The sequence below is a fragment of the Actinomadura sp. 9N407 genome, from assembly GCF_044326315.1.
Lineage (GTDB): Bacteria > Actinomycetota > Actinomycetes > Streptosporangiales > Streptosporangiaceae > Spirillospora.
The window spans coordinates 1-15351 of the sequence record NZ_JBIRAW010000011.1; the positions used below are offsets into that span (position 1 = coordinate 1).

General features: G+C 70.0%; 13 protein-coding genes, 3 tRNA genes and 2 pseudogenes. 12 read left to right on the forward strand and 6 right to left on the reverse strand.

The features are described 5' to 3' along the window. Positions 1 to 360 (reverse strand): annotated as a pseudogene (locus tag ACH34Q_RS18935) (RNA-guided endonuclease TnpB family protein); the annotation flags it as partial. Positions 361 to 694: 334 nt separating this feature from the next. On the opposite strand from ACH34Q_RS18935, the gene ACH34Q_RS18940 reads away from it, so the two are divergent. Then, on the forward strand, positions 695 to 1450 hold the full coding sequence (locus ACH34Q_RS18940; RefSeq protein WP_395984288.1) for a maleylpyruvate isomerase family mycothiol-dependent enzyme: 756 nt from the start codon (positions 695 to 697) through the stop codon (positions 1448 to 1450). Between the two features lie 45 nt (positions 1451 to 1495). Further along, positions 1496 to 2035 carry a DinB family protein gene (locus ACH34Q_RS18945; RefSeq protein ID WP_395984289.1) on the forward strand — a complete coding sequence of 180 codons (540 nt, stop codon included), beginning with the start codon at positions 1496 to 1498 and terminating at the stop codon, positions 2033 to 2035. Here ACH34Q_RS18945 and ACH34Q_RS18950 read toward each other — a convergent pair. After that, positions 1987 to 3075 (reverse strand): TDT family transporter, encoded by a 1089-nt coding sequence (locus ACH34Q_RS18950; RefSeq protein WP_395984290.1) that lies wholly within the window; start codon positions 3073 to 3075, stop codon positions 1987 to 1989. The genes ACH34Q_RS18945 and ACH34Q_RS18950 overlap by 49 nt on opposite strands. Positions 3076 to 3168: 93 nt before the next feature. Between ACH34Q_RS18950 and ACH34Q_RS18955 the strand changes: the two genes are divergently transcribed. Next, positions 3169 to 4077 (forward strand): LysR family transcriptional regulator, encoded by a 909-nt coding sequence (locus ACH34Q_RS18955; RefSeq protein WP_395984291.1) that lies wholly within the window; start codon positions 3169 to 3171, stop codon positions 4075 to 4077. 101 nt (positions 4078 to 4178) lie between these two features. Here ACH34Q_RS18955 and ACH34Q_RS18960 read toward each other — a convergent pair whose 3' ends face one another. Then, positions 4179 to 4760 (reverse strand): YceI family protein, encoded by a 582-nt coding sequence (locus ACH34Q_RS18960; RefSeq protein WP_395984292.1) that lies wholly within the window; start codon positions 4758 to 4760, stop codon positions 4179 to 4181. Between the two features lie 110 nt (positions 4761 to 4870). On the opposite strand from ACH34Q_RS18960, the gene ACH34Q_RS18965 reads away from it, so the two are divergent. The 5 genes from ACH34Q_RS18965 (at position 4871) to ACH34Q_RS18985 (ending at position 6995) form a co-directional block, all read left to right on the forward strand. Beyond that, on the forward strand, positions 4871 to 5635 hold the full coding sequence (locus tag ACH34Q_RS18965) for a universal stress protein (RefSeq protein WP_395984293.1): 765 nt from the start codon (positions 4871 to 4873) through the stop codon (positions 5633 to 5635). A gap of 100 nt (positions 5636 to 5735) precedes the next feature. Next, entirely contained in the window at positions 5736 to 6686 is a 951-nt protein-coding gene (locus ACH34Q_RS18970; protein WP_395984294.1) for a CHAP domain-containing protein, read from the forward strand. Between the two features lie 38 nt (positions 6687 to 6724). Next, positions 6725 to 6796: transfer RNA gene (locus ACH34Q_RS18975), tRNA-Gly, on the forward strand. Positions 6797 to 6838: 42 nt separating this feature from the next. Beyond that, positions 6839 to 6909 (forward strand) — tRNA-Cys (locus tag ACH34Q_RS18980). 11 nt (positions 6910 to 6920) lie between these two features. Continuing rightward, positions 6921 to 6995: transfer RNA gene (locus tag ACH34Q_RS18985), tRNA-Val, on the forward strand. Between the two features lie 100 nt (positions 6996 to 7095). Here the strand turns inward: ACH34Q_RS18985 and ACH34Q_RS18990 are convergent. The 3 genes from ACH34Q_RS18990 to ACH34Q_RS19000 form a co-directional block, all read right to left on the reverse strand. Further along, a complete protein-coding gene (locus ACH34Q_RS18990) occupies positions 7096 to 7392 on the reverse strand; it encodes a hypothetical protein (protein ID WP_395984295.1) in 297 nt (98 codons plus the stop codon). Between the two features lie 459 nt (positions 7393 to 7851). Continuing rightward, positions 7852 to 9003, reverse strand: a complete 1152-nt coding sequence (locus ACH34Q_RS18995; RefSeq protein WP_395984296.1) for a serine hydrolase domain-containing protein — start codon at positions 9001 to 9003, stop codon at positions 7852 to 7854. A gap of 321 nt (positions 9004 to 9324) precedes the next feature. Beyond that, positions 9325 to 9561, reverse strand: a complete 237-nt coding sequence (locus ACH34Q_RS19000) for a hypothetical protein (protein WP_395984297.1) — start codon at positions 9559 to 9561, stop codon at positions 9325 to 9327. A 591-nt stretch (positions 9562 to 10152) separates the two neighbouring features. On the opposite strand from ACH34Q_RS19000, the gene ACH34Q_RS19005 reads away from it, so the two are divergent. The 4 genes and pseudogenes from ACH34Q_RS19005 to ACH34Q_RS19020 all read left to right on the forward strand — a co-directional run bounded on the left by ACH34Q_RS19005 (position 10153) and on the right by ACH34Q_RS19020 (position 15333). Further along, positions 10153 to 10557, forward strand: a complete 405-nt coding sequence (locus ACH34Q_RS19005) for a hypothetical protein (protein WP_395984298.1) — start codon at positions 10153 to 10155, stop codon at positions 10555 to 10557. Positions 10558 to 11048: 491 nt separating this feature from the next. Then, positions 11049 to 11483 carry a hypothetical protein gene (locus tag ACH34Q_RS19010; protein WP_395984299.1) on the forward strand — a complete coding sequence of 145 codons (435 nt, stop codon included), beginning with the start codon at positions 11049 to 11051 and terminating at the stop codon, positions 11481 to 11483. A gap of 100 nt (positions 11484 to 11583) precedes the next feature. Continuing rightward, positions 11584 to 11682 (forward strand): annotated as a pseudogene (locus tag ACH34Q_RS19015) (transposase); the annotation flags it as partial. A 984-nt stretch (positions 11683 to 12666) separates the two neighbouring features. Further along, complete coding sequence (locus tag ACH34Q_RS19020) at positions 12667 to 15333, forward strand: AAA family ATPase (RefSeq protein WP_395984300.1); 2667 nt, start codon at positions 12667 to 12669, stop codon at positions 15331 to 15333. The last annotated feature ends 18 nt before the right edge of the window (positions 15334 to 15351 follow it).

Below are 15351 nucleotides of genomic sequence, written 5' to 3' on the forward strand. Positions count from 1 at the left end.
CAGGCAGCGGTCGTCGAACGGCTGGGCCGCATCGGGCCGGAACGTGATCGGCTTGGACTCGGCCCTGCGGCGCCGCCCGGACCGCTCACCACCCAGCAGCCCGGCGCCGATCTGGGCGTGCAGCGTGGTGTAGGCGTCGGCGGTCTTACGGATCACATGCAACGCCGGCTGCGCCGATAGCCCGGCCGCCTTCAGCTCCGCATAGACCAGCTTTTGCAACCCGGCACGGGAGAACACCCTCTTCTCGTACGCGGCCGCCGACACCCGATCGGCCAGCGCGTTGCAGGCGGGCAGAGTCGCCGCCAGCGTCGACGCCTGCTCAGGCGTCGGCAGCAACTTCACCTGCACCACCAGCTTCATAGCCGAAAACCTTACCGAGTCCGGCACCGAACCGACCGAGTCAACGGCGAAGCCGACCACATCCACCCGCCGCCTGCAGGACGGCACCTCCGGTCCCGCCCTACTTCGCCACCTCCTGCCGCGGCACCCCCTCAACATCATCAAGAAGTAACACCGACCAGCGGAAACGTCCCGGCCAGTATTGGTTCGGCCAGGCGGCACCGGCGCGCTGCGACACTCCGGAAGCGATTCCTCCCGACCCTGAAGCTGACGGACCGGGATTCCTCGCTAGAACCACTTGAACCTCCACCCGGGTGGAACTCCTACCGTACGGGCGAGAGCAAGGGAGACGAAAATGACCACATTGTCAGCCGAACGACTCGCCGCCGGTCTGCGGGAAGAGACGGGCGCCTTCGCCGCGATCGTCGCCGGGGGCGATCCGGAGGGACGGGTGCCGACCTGCCCCGAATGGACGCTGAAGGACCTCGTCGAGCACATCGGACAGGCGTTCCGCTGGACGGCGGACCTCGTCGAGAGCCACGCGAGCACCCCCGAGTCCCTGCTGCCACCCGCCGAGGAGGTGGCGCCGGGCGACTGGGCCGCGTGGCTGAAGGAGGGCGCGGAGCGGCTGGCGGACGCCGGAGTACGGAACGCGTCCGTCGAGGTGTGGACGTTCCTGGGCCCCAGGCCGGCGGTCTTCTGGCCCCGGCGGATCCTGCACGACCTGGTCATTCACCATGCCGATGCCGCGCTGGCGCTCGGGAAGCCGTACGTCGTCGCGCCGGACCTGGCGGCCGACACGATCAGCGAGGGGCTGGAACTGCTGGCCGGCCCGGGGGCGGCCGCGCGCAAGCCCGAACTGGCCGAACTGCGCGGAACGGGCGAACGGCTGCGGCTCCAGCCGCCTGAGGGCGACGGCTGGCTGATCACCCGTACCCCGGAGGGCGTGGCCTGGACGCGCGGGAACGGTGACGCGGACGTCGTCCTGGAGGGGCCGCTCAACGATCTCGTGCTGGTGTTCTCGCGGCGGCTTCCCGCGGACGGGTCGCGCGTGACCGTGACGGGCGAGCGCGCCCTGCTCGATCACTGGCTGGCCCGCACCGCGTTCTGAACAGCGCCGCACGGTCCCGAACGAGGATTCGCCTAGGGTCGTCGCATGGTGACGCCCGCAGAATCCCCCGCCGAGCCCCCGGACCACCTCACCGATCCCCGCGACCTCCTCACCGGCTACCTCGACTACTACCGCGACGCGCTGCTGCGCAAGCTCGACGGCCTGCCCGACGAGGCACTGCGCAGCGCCCCGCTGCCGTCCGGATGGACGCCCCTGCAGCTGTTCAAGCACCTGACGTACGTCGAGATCCGCTGGCTGCGCTGGGGTTTCGCGGGCGAGGACATCGAACGGCCGTGGGGCGATCGCGGAGCGGGCGGCCGCGATCCGAGCGGGCCCTGGCACGTGGGCGAGGACGAGTCGTTCGAGGACCTGCGGGCGGCGTTCCTGGAGACCTGCGAGCGCTCGCGGCGGATCGTCGCCGGCGCCTCGCTGGGCGAGTACGCGCCGCCCAGTCCCCGGTTCGAGGATCCCGAGCGGCCCGCGTCGCTGATCTGGATCCTGTTCCACCTCCTGCAGGAGTACGCGCGCCACCTGGGTCATCTCGACGCGGCCCGGGAACTCATCGACGGCAAGGTGGGCGAGTAGAAGAGCTCGCCCGTGAACGCGCCTCGTACGGTACGACTCCCGACCACCACCCACGCGAACAGCAGCAGGGCGTAAAGGAGCACGGCCAATCCGGTGAATACGTGAAGGCCGGTCAGGCCGGCAAGCCCGGCGGCACCGGTGACGCACGTACCGACAGGGAACGTGTAGGCCCACCAGGTCATGGCGAACGGCATGCTCTGACGCAGTGCGCGGATATTGGCCGTCAAGGCCAGGGCCAGCCACAGGAGCGCAAAGCCCATGACCGGGACGCCATAGAGGATCGCGAAAGCCTCCATTGCCTTCTCGTACTGCGGAGCGGCCGTGGCAGAGGCCTTCGCGAGCTGGACAACGGCTGTCGTGGACTGCCCCAAGGGGCCGAGAACGAGGAACAGCGTGGGCGTCAGCGTGACAGGGCTGAGCATGCCGTTCGCCAGTCCGGACCAGATGCCCGGTAGCAGGACCAGTGTTCCAAGGAGGCTCGCGCCGAACAGCGCGTAGCAGCCGTACAGCATCGTGGCCTGCGCCTGGCCGGGCGGCAGATGCGGGATCAGCGATGGCCCGAGCGCGGCGGCGACCATTGGCGCCACGATGGGCAGCAGCCACCCCGGAACGGCTCCGCCCTCCATACGCCAGCGCGTGACCATGAGGTACGGGATGCCGAACGCGACCACTACCGCGTACACCGCTCCAATGGTCCAGAGCACCACATCGATGGTGACCGCGGCGTGCGCGCCCAGGACGTCTGGGCCTAGGACAAGGGTGCCTTGCCCTACGGCAAGCATCGCCATTGGCGGGCAGCCGTAGAAAATGGCGTTGGAAGGGTTATCGAGGAGCTGGGTCTTGGCCTCGTCCCAATAAACGATTACGTGCGCCACACGTACGGCGACGACGAAGGCCAGCAGCACGAACGACAGCAGCCAGACCCCTACCGCGAACGCATGCAGACCTGGTCCGTGGACCGGAAGCGCGTGCGCTCCGTTGGCCACGATCGCCGTCCCCATGACGGCCGCATGCCACTGGGGCCCGAACATCTTCACCATGGCCCCACCCTCGCGGGCGAACCCGCACGTCACTAGGGGGGTTGGCCCTATGGGCACATAAGGCCAGCTTATGAGTGGCCATAGGATGGGCCCATGCCCTTCACACACCGCGTACCCGATCTGGGAGCCCTGGAGCTGCTGCTGGCCGTCGTACGGCTGGGCAGCGTGGGCCGGGCGGCGGCCGAAGTGGGCGTCACCCAGCCCGCCGCCAGCGCGCGGATCCGTTCGATGGAACGGCAGATCGGCGTCGCCCTGCTCGAACGCTCGCCGCGCGGCTCCCGTCCCACCGAGGCCGGGGCCCTGGTGGCGGAGTGGGCCCGGCAGGTCCTGGACGCCGCCCAGGCGATGGACGCGGGGATCGCCGCCCTGCAGGACCGCCGGGACGCGCGGCTGCGGGTCGTGGCGAGCCTCACCGTGGCCGAGTACCTGATGCCCGGGTGGCTGGTCGCCCTGCGCGAGGCGCGTCCCGACACGGCCGTGACGCTGCGTACGGCCAACTCCACGGCGGTGGCGGAACAGGTGCGGACCGGCAAGGCCGACCTCGGGTTCGTCGAGGGGATCCGTACACCGGCGGGGCTCAGCGGCACGGTCGTGGCCTCCGACCGGCTGGTCGTGGTGGTGGCCCCCCGGCACCCGTGGGCCCGCCGCCGCTCCGGCGTGACGGCCGAGGAACTGGCCGGCACTCCCCTGATCCTGCGCGAGGAGGGCTCCGGCACGCGCGAGGTGCTCGACCGGGCGCTCGCCTCGTTCGGCGGTACGGCCCCTCCACAGCTGCAGCTCGCCTCGACCACCGCGCTCAAGGCGGCGGCCGTGTCGGGCGCCGGACCGGTCGTGGTGAGCGAGCTGGCGGCGGCCGACGAGCTGGCCGGCGGCCGACTGATCGCGGTCCCCGTCCCGGAACTGGACCTGAGCCGCCCGCTGCGCGCCGTCTGGCCGTCCGGCCAGCGGCCCACCGGCCCGGCCCGCGAGCTGCTCTCCCTCACCCGCCAGTCGCGGCTCTGAGCGCCGCCCTCACCCGCCGGTCGCGGCTCCGAGTGCCGCCCTCACCCGCCAGTCGCGGCTCTGAGCGCCGCCTTCACCGCCGGTCGCGGACCGCAGACCCGTCAGAACGCCCCGTACTCCCCGGCGGGCGCGTCCAGGACGGCCTGGATCTCCAGCTGGACGGCGATCGTCTCGCCGAGCATGACCTTGTCGCCCTGCAGCGGAACGTTGAACTCGATGCCGAAGTCGCGGCGGCTCAGCGCGGCGGTGGCGGTGAACCCGGCGCGGGTCCCGCCCCACGGGTCGTTCTCGACGCCGTGGAACTCCACCAGCAGCCGCACGGGACGGGTGACGTTCCGGATCGTGAGGTCCCCGTCGAGGTGGTAGCGGGGATGCCGGGCCCGGCGGCCGATCGTGGCACGCTCCACCCCGGTCCCGACGAAGGTCATCGACGGGTACCTGCCGACGTCCAGGATCTCCGACGAGCGGACGTGCGCGTCCCGTTCGGCGCTGCGGGTGTCGATCGAGCCCATCGCGATCTCCGCCCCGGCCGACGACTCCAGCGGGTCCTCGGCGATCCGGATCTCACCCCGGAAGTCCGGGAACGAGCCGCGGACCGTGGTCATCAGATGCCGGATGGTGAAGGTGACCTCCGAATGCGCCGGGTCGATGCTCCACCGCCCGGCGAGAAGGTCCGGCGCCACCGTACTCACAATGCTGATCCCCCCAGATCAAATCGCTCAAGATGTCAGAATGTACCTCAAACATCGCAAAGGGGACGTGAGTCGTGCGCCGGAGCGGGCACGTAGCCAACATGATCGGTGAGCATGTCCTGGCCGGATATACCGCCGGATCCGGCGGTCGCGAGGCGCTCGCGCTGGCCCATGTGATCGTCACGCTGACCGGTGGCCGGCTCACCGTCGGCACCGTCCATCCGCCCGGCCGCCCCGCCGCCGCCGGCGAGGCCCAGGCCCTACTCGACAGGCTCCCCGACGCCGAGACGGCCGTCCAGGAGAGCCGGGGCGCCGGCCGCGGCCTGTCGGTGCTGGCCGGCCGGGTCGGCGCCGACCTGATCGTCGTCGGCTCCGCCGAGGGCGGCGCCCGCGGCCGGATCTCGATCGGCTCCACCGCCGACAACCTGCTGCACTCGGCCACCCAGGCGGTGATGCTCACCCCGGCCGGCTACACCCCGCTCGGAGCGCTGACCCGCATCACCGTCGCGTACGTACGGCGACCCCAGGTCGACGAGGCCGTCACGCGGGCCGCCGAGGCCGCCCGCGTGCTCGACGTCCCGCTCCGCCTCCTCACGCTGTCGATCGGCGACGACGAGGACCGGCTCCGGGACGACCTGGCCCTGGCCGTACGAGCGTCCGGCCTCGACGCCGAGACCGCCCTCGCCGAGGGCGACGACGTCGCCGACGCGGCGGGCCGTACCGAGTGGGACGAGGGCGAGATCCTGATCTGCGCGAGCAGCGAGGACGCCACCGCTCATCGGGTGTTCCTCGGCGAGACCGCGCTCAAACTGCTGCGCGCCGCCCCCTGTCCGGTCGCCGTCCTCCCGCGTGGCTATTCCGTATAGCCCGTTTTGACCGGTTTCCCGGAACGGGTTGCCGAGCCGCGTTTACCTCGGCTACATTCCACCGAGATCGGAACGTGACCTTGGAACGGCCTGGAGCGTCATGGACCCCATCGGCAAGAAGCTGCTCGACATAGCCAAGGACAACCTGGGCTACACCGAGAAGGGCGACGGCTACACCAAGTTCGGCGACTGGTGGACCAAGACCCAGGACTCCGATCACAACGCGTACTTCAAGACGGCCCCCTGGTGTGACATGTTCCTCGCCTGGGCCGCCGAGGAGGCCGGTGTCGAGGAGCAGGCGGGCCAGTTCGCCGCCACCGTCGACCACGCCAAGTGGTTCAAGAAGCACGACGCCTGGGGCAAGGAGCCCGTCCCCGGAGCCCTGGTCTTCTACGACTGGAACGGCTCCGGCGACGTGGACCAGATCGACCACGTCGGCCTGGTCGAGAAGGTCGACGGCAAGACCCTGCACACCATCGAGGCCAACGCCGACGGCTACAAGCTCATGCGCAAGAAGCGCGACATGGACTCCGTCGTGGGCTTCGGCTACCCCGGCAAGGTCAAGCAGGAGAAGTACACCCCCAAGCACTCCGCCCCCGCCCCCAAGGTCGAGTCCCTCACCGGCGCCGCCCCCAAGTCCCAGACCGGCGAGACGATCCCCACCGGCGAGGTCCCCGCCCAGGAGGTCCTCCTCACCGGCGTCCTGGCGTTCGTCCTGTGCGGCACCGTCGCTCTCGCCGCCGGCCGCGCCGCCGCCGCCAAGGCCCCCACGGCCTCCCCCATCCGCGTCCGCAAGCGCGGCAAGCACCACCGCGTCCCCGTCGAGATGCCCGTCGACCTCACCCCGGCCGACTTCGACGCCGCCGACGCCGGCACCACCGTCATGCCCGTGCTGTCCCTCGCCGCCGCCCACGAGGCCGAGGACCGCGAGTTCTGGGGCCGCATCGCCCCCCTGAAGGAGGACGACGAGCTCGCCTTCTGGGACGACCTCCACGCCGAGTCCACGCTCACCGGCGCGGGCGAGTACGCATCCACTCCAAGCTTCCGCTAAAGTTGTCCCTGCACGCCAGGGGAAACTCCGGTGGGCAAGCGGAAGTGGCTCAGTGGTAGAGCATCACCTTGCCAAGGTGAGGGTCGCGGGTTCGAATCCCGTCTTCCGCTCTGAGGGGGCCTCTGCACCAGGCGACGCCGAAGGCCTCGCTCGGTGGAGTGGCCGAGAGGCGAGGCAACGGCCTGCAAAGCCGTGTACACGGGTTCGAATCCCGTCTCCACCTCACCCGAACCCGGGCGATTAGCTCAGTGGGAGAGCGCTACCTTGACACGGTAGAAGTCACTGGTTCAATCCCAGTATCGCCCACCAGCGTTGGCCCAGCTCAAGGCCCTGTCTCACTCCGGTGAGCCAGGGCCTTCTGCGTCGGGTGGAGAGAAACTGGAGATCATCCGCGGGTGAGCGCTACCGCTCACCGGTCCCCCGGCCCGTCACCCTGTGCAACGCCCGCCGCGAGTTCGGCCGGAACAACCAGGCACAACCAGCGCCGTTCCTCGGCTGTCAGCCGCCTCACAGAGTCCTCCCAGCGCGCCTGCGGCGCTGCCAGCAGACGCTGCCGCATCTGCGGAGTGACATGCTCGTAGCGATCGTCGAGCCAGCTTGCGAACAGGCTTAAGCGCTGGCGGTCCGGGCGCGGTCGCATGATCCGGTCTGGGTGGTGGGTGCGGCCGGTCTGGCGGTGCCGCAGCTGCGGCCGATCGCCGCGCATCGGGCCGGCGCCTGGCGCGTGTACGCCCCGCAACGTTCCGGCACCGGTGGAACGACTGGGGGCCGGATTCCGGGCGTTCTTGCCGGACGAGGCCGCGCCGGCCCCCCTCTTCTTCTAGACCGGGGGCTGCGGGGCCGCACGTCCCACGCCGTCAAAGGGTTCCCCCGGCGCCCCTCTTGGGCGACTCCTCCCGAGGGGAACCGCGGCCCCGCAGCCCTCCTCAGCCAGAGCATCTCCGATTCGCTGTTAGGAGCGAGAAGTCATGCCGACCAGGGCCGGAGCGTCCGGCGCACGGTCAACATCGTGGTGAGGCAGGCGATGGACGCAGCCTCAATGGTCACGTTCGCGGCGCTGCCCGACGGCGTCGAAGTGGTCACCGCGAGCTCGGGCGACCACGGCCTGGCGAGCGCCTTCGTAGCCCAGTTCCATCGCCGAACTGTCGCAGCGGGGTCGTGTCGTTCAGTCACGGGCGCGTTTTTCGATTCCGAACGTCAGGTCCGCGTTCTGTTCCTGGAGATTCCATTCACCCTCCCGGTGGGCATGGTTGCTGATCCAGAACACCATCACGCGGCGGTCGGGGAATCGGGCGAATTCGCCGAACGACCAGTCGTTCCCGCCGTCGTGCTCGAGGATGCGACGGCCGCCGGTATCGGCGACGCCCCAGCCGTATCCGTAGTGGAGCGTGTAGCCATGTCGTTCGCCGGCGACCACATACGGCTTGAACATCTTGCGCTTGGCGGGTCCGGAAAGAACCTGGTCGCCTTCCAACGCACGATGCCAGCGGAACATGTCGCGCGGCGTGGACAGCAGGCCACCGTTGCCGCGTAGGTACCAGTACGGCCCGTCAGCGGCCCACGGGTGCTCATGCGGTCTGCCCTGCGGCCTGCCGTGTTCGTCGTACTCCACCGCGACCTGGTCACGGTCCCACCGCGGCAGCACGTACCCGCTCCGCGTCATCCCCGATGGTGCGAACAGGTACCTGGCCAGGAAGCGTTCATAGCCGACGCCCGAGACCTTCTCGGTGATCGCCGCCAGGACGCTGTATCCCAGGTTGGAGTAGTGGAACTCGGCGCCCGGAGCGGACCCGAGCCTGGACTTCAGCACGACGTCCAGCATGCCGTCGCGCGAGACCGGATCGTAGTCGTCGACGTCGACCTCATCGTCGCTCAGCCCCGCCGTGTGCGTCAGCAGGTGATGCAGCGTGATCCCGTTCTTGTCCGCGGGCACCGGGCCGAGGTATGTGCTGATCGGGTCGGTCACCCGCAGCTTGCCCATCATCTCCAGCTTCATGATCGCGGCAGCGGTGAACTGCTTGGTCATGGACATGATGTCGTAGGCGGTGTCGCAGCGCGCTGGGATCTTCTTCTCCCGGTCGGCCATGCCGAAGCCCCTGCAGTGCACAAGCCTGCCGTCACGGGCCGCGACAACCGTGCCTCCGGGCCCCCGCGGCAATGTCGTCTCCAGAAAGCTCTGGATGGACGGATCGGTGCGCTCGTGCACCGGCGCCACGGCCGGGTGTTGGAGGGCGGCATTGACGCCGCCCCCGCTGCGGCCTTCGCCGCATGCACTGATGGTGCCCATCGCGGCGACCGCGATCGCGACCGTTCCCACACCAGCGGAACCACGGTTAGCTCTCATGCCCCAGGACGCTACGGAGGTCATCGACCGACGTCGTCCCCCCACCAGGTGAAAAGCGGGTCCCTCCCGCTGGGGACGCTCAGCCCTGGCGAGTTGCTCTTCTGCAGTCTTGAGGCGGCCACGGCCCGGCCACTTCTCGCTCCCCGGAACAGACGTGTGGGGTTCCATAACCCTGCCGCGGTGTTTGACCTGCGATGCCACGGTCGGCTGATGGCTGTCATGCTGACTGCCGGTACTCGTTGATCAGTCCACCCAGGACCCTCCGCCGCCGTATTCTCGCCGTCGTCATGTCCGTCACCGCGGCCGTGGTGATGTCGTCGTGGTCTGGTGGCCGCAGATTTCGAGCCCGGTGCGGACGATGCCGGTGCGGACCCAGCGTGCGGCGAAGGCGTTCACCTTCGGGCTGCGCGGCGGGATCTTCACCACCGCGATCCCGGCAGCCGCCGGCACTGCATCGAACTCCGCGGTGAACTGCCCCGCCCGGTCCCGGATCAGAAAGCGGAACCCGGTGGCCCACTCGCCCAGATCCATCAATAGATCCCGTGCCCGCTGCACCGTCCGGGCGCGCGGCCACGCCCAGAAGGTGAACGTGGCCGGTGCCCACCTCGATCGCGAAGAACATACCGGCAGGTCAGACACCTATGCCCCGTTTGGAACCCCGCAGGCATCACGTGCGATGCGCGAGGACGCACCGTCGGCGGCGATGATGATCGGCGCTCGCAGTTGCATCGTCCCTCCGCCCGAGCCCGACCCGTCTTGAGCGACTTCGACTCCGACCGTCGCACCGTGGACATTCCGAACCGTCGATGTTCCTGGACCCCCGCCCACGGCGGGAACGCTCCGAGCCGCCGCACCCGGACACCAGGCAGTCACCCTGTTTCAATTCGATCGGGTCTGGCCGTCCACATGCATGTACCGGATCCGGGTGAGTGTCCGGGGCCGCAATGCGGGCGCCGACGAACCGCACCTAGTCCAGCTGTGGCGAGCACCATCAACACCAGAAAAGCTGATCTGAGCCGTACCGGGTTTAGTGAAGATCCGTGGCGAGTACCCGGTAGACGGTGGCGCGTCCGGCGGAGAACACCTCCATGGTCCATCACCCTCCAGGCTTTGGGAGATCATGTGAAACAGACGACACACACCGGCGACCGGAGGACTGACGTGGTCGACGACGACCCCCGATTCGACGTACCGCGAGTAGAGGATGTGGTCGGGCATTGGAGATTCGTCTTCGAAATGGATGAGCGAGGATTCGCCAGCGGGGAGTTGGTCCTGCTCCGAGACGGCACGCTGCTGCGCCGCTACGGCACCAGTTACTACAGCAAGGGACTCACCACCTGGAAGTTCAATGCCTGGCGGCAGGTCAGCTGGTGGCCCGGAGCGTCATCACCGGAAGAGGCGATCCCCATACTCCTCCGGAACGGCTATGAGCTCTACGAGCCCAGTCCAGTACCGGTTGACGAGCGCACCGCCGGCCCGTTCCCCGGCGTACCTCGCGAGGCCGTACCAATTCATCCACCCGTGTGAAGCGCCCTGGACCTGGGTTCTCCCTCTCGAGGGAATCGCTGAGCCACACGAAGACGGAGACGAGTCACGGGGAGTTCAACGGGCCGCGCCACTGCGGTCACACTGCTGACCGACCAAGCGGACACAGGTCGATGCGGCCGTCGGGAAGCTCGTTGAAGACGAGGGCCGGCGCGGTCAGGTTGTACGCCGCTGACGCCCAACAGCGACTCGATCAGGCACTGGGCCTGAGCCGCTGACTTCCGAGCTGCGGACCTGAACGTCGGCGGACTGAGCCGAGCGTCCATGGTTGTCGCGCACGTGCACGGGAAGCAGCTCACGGAGAGCAGCTCACCGGAACCATTGACTCGGGCCCGCCGCAGATCCTGTCCTGCGTGCGGGAGTGGAGTAGGTCTCGGTTGGTCGGACTGTCAGGTATCGCATCGGTTCGTGTAGACCCTCCCCACACCGGCAAGCGCGGCATACGGCTTGCCGGTGCGGGAGTATCGAACACCGTGAGGCTGTACACAGACGTCGCCGCTGACGAGTTCCCGCTGGACATGCCGAACGTCCAGGCCGATCTGTGCCAGCGCTCGCTGGAGCTGGCCGACGCCGATCTCGCCGAACTGGTCCGTCTTCCCTGGCGCCACGCTCGCTGCCTCCTCGAAGTCGGCCCCGAGCCGATCGTGCAATGCGTTCACGAGCACCAACACCCCGGCCCGCACATCGCCTACGGCGCCGAAACCGGCAACCTCATCGTCTGGGTGACCTGGGACCAGCACCGCCGCCAGATCTTTCCGGCCCGCTACTGCCCCCGCGAATCCGGCAAAGGCGGCAACTGCGTCCTCGCCGACCGACACGCCGGCCGCCACGCCATCGGCGGCGCCGGCCGCGACCACCTCCCGCCCCTACAGACACACGACCACACACTGGGCCGATACACCCTCTGAAGAATCCGGCGGGCAACTCTCGCCGGTACCACCGTCCGCCTGCATCAAGGCGAAGCTCACTTCGAGGACTTCACAGAACTCGGTGGACTCCAGGGTGAGCTCGGCCGAGGACGGTGCCGGCTGGCCGGCGTTCCTGCGCGGCCTGGTCGCCCGCGGCCTGTCGGGGGTGCGGCTGATCATCTCCGACGCGCACCGCGGCCCGGTGGAGGCGATCGGGTCGACGCTGCCGGCCTTCGCCGCGTTCCCGCGGCGGCTGTGGCGCCAGATCTGGTCGAACTGTGAGGGTCTGCGCGTGCCGTCCGGACGGGGTCCTGGCCCGTGGTCTAACTGGCCGTGTTGCCTTTGGATTGATCTGCCGGTCCTTGCCCCGGGCGGCGCTTGCTGTCGTCGGACCGGCAGGCGTGTCCCGACAGGGGCCTTGCCGTCACAAGGCACCGTCACAGTTCTGACCGTCACGCCGGCCCGACGACGGCCATCACCCCTCCGATGCCGTCTCGAGGAGCCCGATGACCACCGTCAGCATGCACGATGCCGACGTCGACCACCACGCGGAAGACGTCGTCCTGGGAGTCGACACGCACAAGGACCTCCACGTTGCCGCGGCGTGCGCGGCGTGCACGGCAGCAGGAGCGGCTGGGCCACGATGCTGTGCACCGAGGCCTCAAAGTCGGCGAACAGTAGTCGAGCGGGCCACGGTGTCAGCACACTGATCCCGGACGGTTCGCGCTACCTCTCAACCGCCCAAAGGGGTGACCCGCCTGACGTGTCCTGTCGCATTGAGCCTGTCCGGTGGCGAGCCTCTGACCTGCTGTGGTGCCAGATGGTTTGGACAGGCACGGAATCTATTGATGGATCTGGGCGAGTGGGCCACCGGGTTCCGCTTTCTGATCCGAAAGCCGAACCGCCCGCGGGCGCGAGACCGCTGAGGTACACCAGCGCCTTGACCGGGGGTGCCCCTCCCCGTCACGGCACGGAACCACGGGTACTTCTTTGCGGACGGCCTCCCGATTGGGGCACGAGGACGGCGAAAGCGCTCGGATCGTTCACTCTGACGGAGTCTGCTGGCATAACGGGCTCCAAGGTCACGTCCACTCCGCCTTGAGCCCGGCCCTGCGCAGGATGGATAATCCTCAGGTCAGCAAGGGCGGGCAGGCCGCCGGCCAGGCCGGGCGGGGGGCCGCAGGTGATCATCGGGCGGACGGCGCAGATCGACGCGCTGACCGTCCTGCTGGACGAGGCCCTCCGCCACCGCGGCGGCGCGCTCGTCCTGCGGGGTGAGGCGGGGATCGGCAAGTCCGCGCTGTGGCGCGAGGCATGCGGGCGGGCCGGGGACCGCGGAATGCGGGTGCTGACCACCACCGGCGTGCACGCCGAGGTGCAGTTGCCGTACGCGGGAGTGCAGCGCCTGTTCCGCCGGATGCGTCCGGACCTCGGCACGGAAGCGGGCACGTCGCCCTTCCGGGTCGGTGTCGAGGTGCTCGGCCTCCTGGACGCCCTGGCGGAGCCGGTCCTGCTGGCCGTGGAGGACGCCCACTGGCTGGACAGGACGAGCTGGGAGGTGCTGGCCTTCGTCGCCCGGCGGCTGGAGTCGGACCCGGTCGCGCTGGTGCTGACCACCCGTGACGGTGAGGACGTCGACCGGCTCCTCGCCGACGCCGCGCTACCGGAACTACGACTCGAACCGCTGGAGCACGCCGACGCCGAAGCCGTGATCGACCACGTCACGCCGGGGCTCGCGCCCGCCCTGCGGGACCGCGTGCTGGCCGTGTCGGAGGGCAACCCCCTCGGCCTGGTGGAACTCGGCGGGCTGGCCGCCCGCTCCGGCGGCGCCATGCTGCTGCAGTCCCGGCTTCCGCTGAGCACCCGGGTGGAGCGGACGTTCGCTGGGCTGGTCGGCGAGTTGCCCGCCGAGACGCGCGCGCTGCTGCTCGTGTCGGCCCTGGACGACGGTGACGACCTGGACGAGGTGCTCGCGGCGGCGTCCCGGCTGGAGGGCCGGCCGATCACGGCCGACGCCCTGGAACCGGCCGTGCGCGGCCGGCTGGTCGGCGTGGACGAGCACTACCGGCTGCGTTTCCGGCATCCACTGCTGCGCTCGGCCCTGCGGCAGTCGGCGGGTGCGGCGCAGCGGCGCCGGGCGCACGCCTGCCTCGCGGCGGTCGTCGCCGACGGCGACCGGCGGGTGTGGCACCGCGCGGCCGCCGCGTCCGGCCCCGACGAGGCCCTCGCCGCAGATCTGGCCGCCGTGGCCACCCGCGCCCGCTACGTGCAGGCGGCGGCGCTGGCACTGGCCGCCATGGAGCGGGCGGCGCACCTGAGCGGGGACCCTCGGGAGCGCGGGGGCCGGCTGCTGTGGGCCGCGACGACGGCCTACGAGCAGGGCGACGCGGAAACGGTGCACCGCCTGCTGGAAGCACTGGACGGCGAGCGCCTGCGGCCCGCGGACCGGGCGCGGCTGTCCTGGTACCGCGAGGTGTATCTGAACACGAGCTGGACCGGCAGCGCGCGGCTGGGCGCGTTCACCGAGATCATCGACTCCATGCGCCGGGCGGGCGACGTCGATCTCACGCTGGAGGCACTGACCGATGTCTGCCTGCGGTTCTACTGGTCGAACCCGGACGAGGCGACCAGGCTTCGGTTCGTGGACGTCGCGGAACGGACCGACGTCCCGGCGGAGAACACCCGCATGCTGTACGCGCTGGCTCTGGGCGCCCCCGTGGAGCGCGGCGCGCACTGCCTCGACCGGCTGGAAGCGCTGCGGCACCGGCTGGACCTGACCCCGAGGGAGGGCTACGACCTGGGCATCGCCGCGTCCGCGCTCGGCGCGTACGCCCTGTCGAACACCTTCCTTACGGCGAGCGCGGCGGCGCTGCGTTCGCAGGGAAGGATCGGCATGCTGACGCAGGTGCTCACGAGCCTGGCCTACAACGCGGCCGCCGCCGGCGACACCCGAGCCGCAGTGTCCGCCGCGACGGAGTGCGTGGCGCTGGCCACCGAGACCCGGCAGCCGATCTGGGCGCTGCAGGCCCGGCTGCAACTGGGCCTGGCCGAGGCGCTGCGCGGCGACCGGGAGAGCGCCGAAGAGATCGCGCGCGTCAGCGAGGAGGTGCTGGTCAGCGCCGGGATGAACGCCATGCTCTCGCTGACGCAGCGCATCCGGGGCGTCATGGCGCTCGCCGAGGGCCGTCCCGAGGAGGCGTTCGGGCATATCCAGCGAGTGTTCGATCCGGCGGACGTCGCCTACCACCCGTACCTGCGCTTCACCCTCGTCGGATACCTGACCGAAGCGGCGGCGTACAGCGGCGCGCTCGAGGAGGTCCGCCCGGTGATCGCCGAGCTGGCACCGATCGCCGAGCGCAGCGGCCTGCCCGTTCTCGTGGTGGGGCTCGGGTACGCCGAGGCGGTGCTGGCCGACACCGCGGTGGCCTACGACGCCGCGATCGCCACCGACCTGCGCGACTGGCCGTTCGAGCGGGCTCGCCTGCAACTCGCCTACGGTGGCTGGCGGCGCCGGCGGCGCAAGGCGGCGGAGTCGAGGCCGCTGCTGCGCGCCGCGGCCGCCACCTTCGACGTGCTCGGCGCGACGCCCTGGGCGGAACGGGCCCGGGCCGAACTGCGCGCCACGGGCGAGTCCCGGCGCAAGCCGATCGACGCGCTCGACGCCCTGACCCCGCAGGAGCAGCAGATCGCGCGGCTGACCGCCGACGGGCTGAGCAACCGGGAGATCGCCGAACGGCTGTTCCTGTCGCCGCGCACGGTCACCACCCACCTCTACCGGATCTATCCGAAGGCCGGCGTCAAGTCGCGCGGCGAGCTGGCCGCGATGATGGCGGGAAGCGGGAGTACGTAAACCTACGGACGCAAGCGA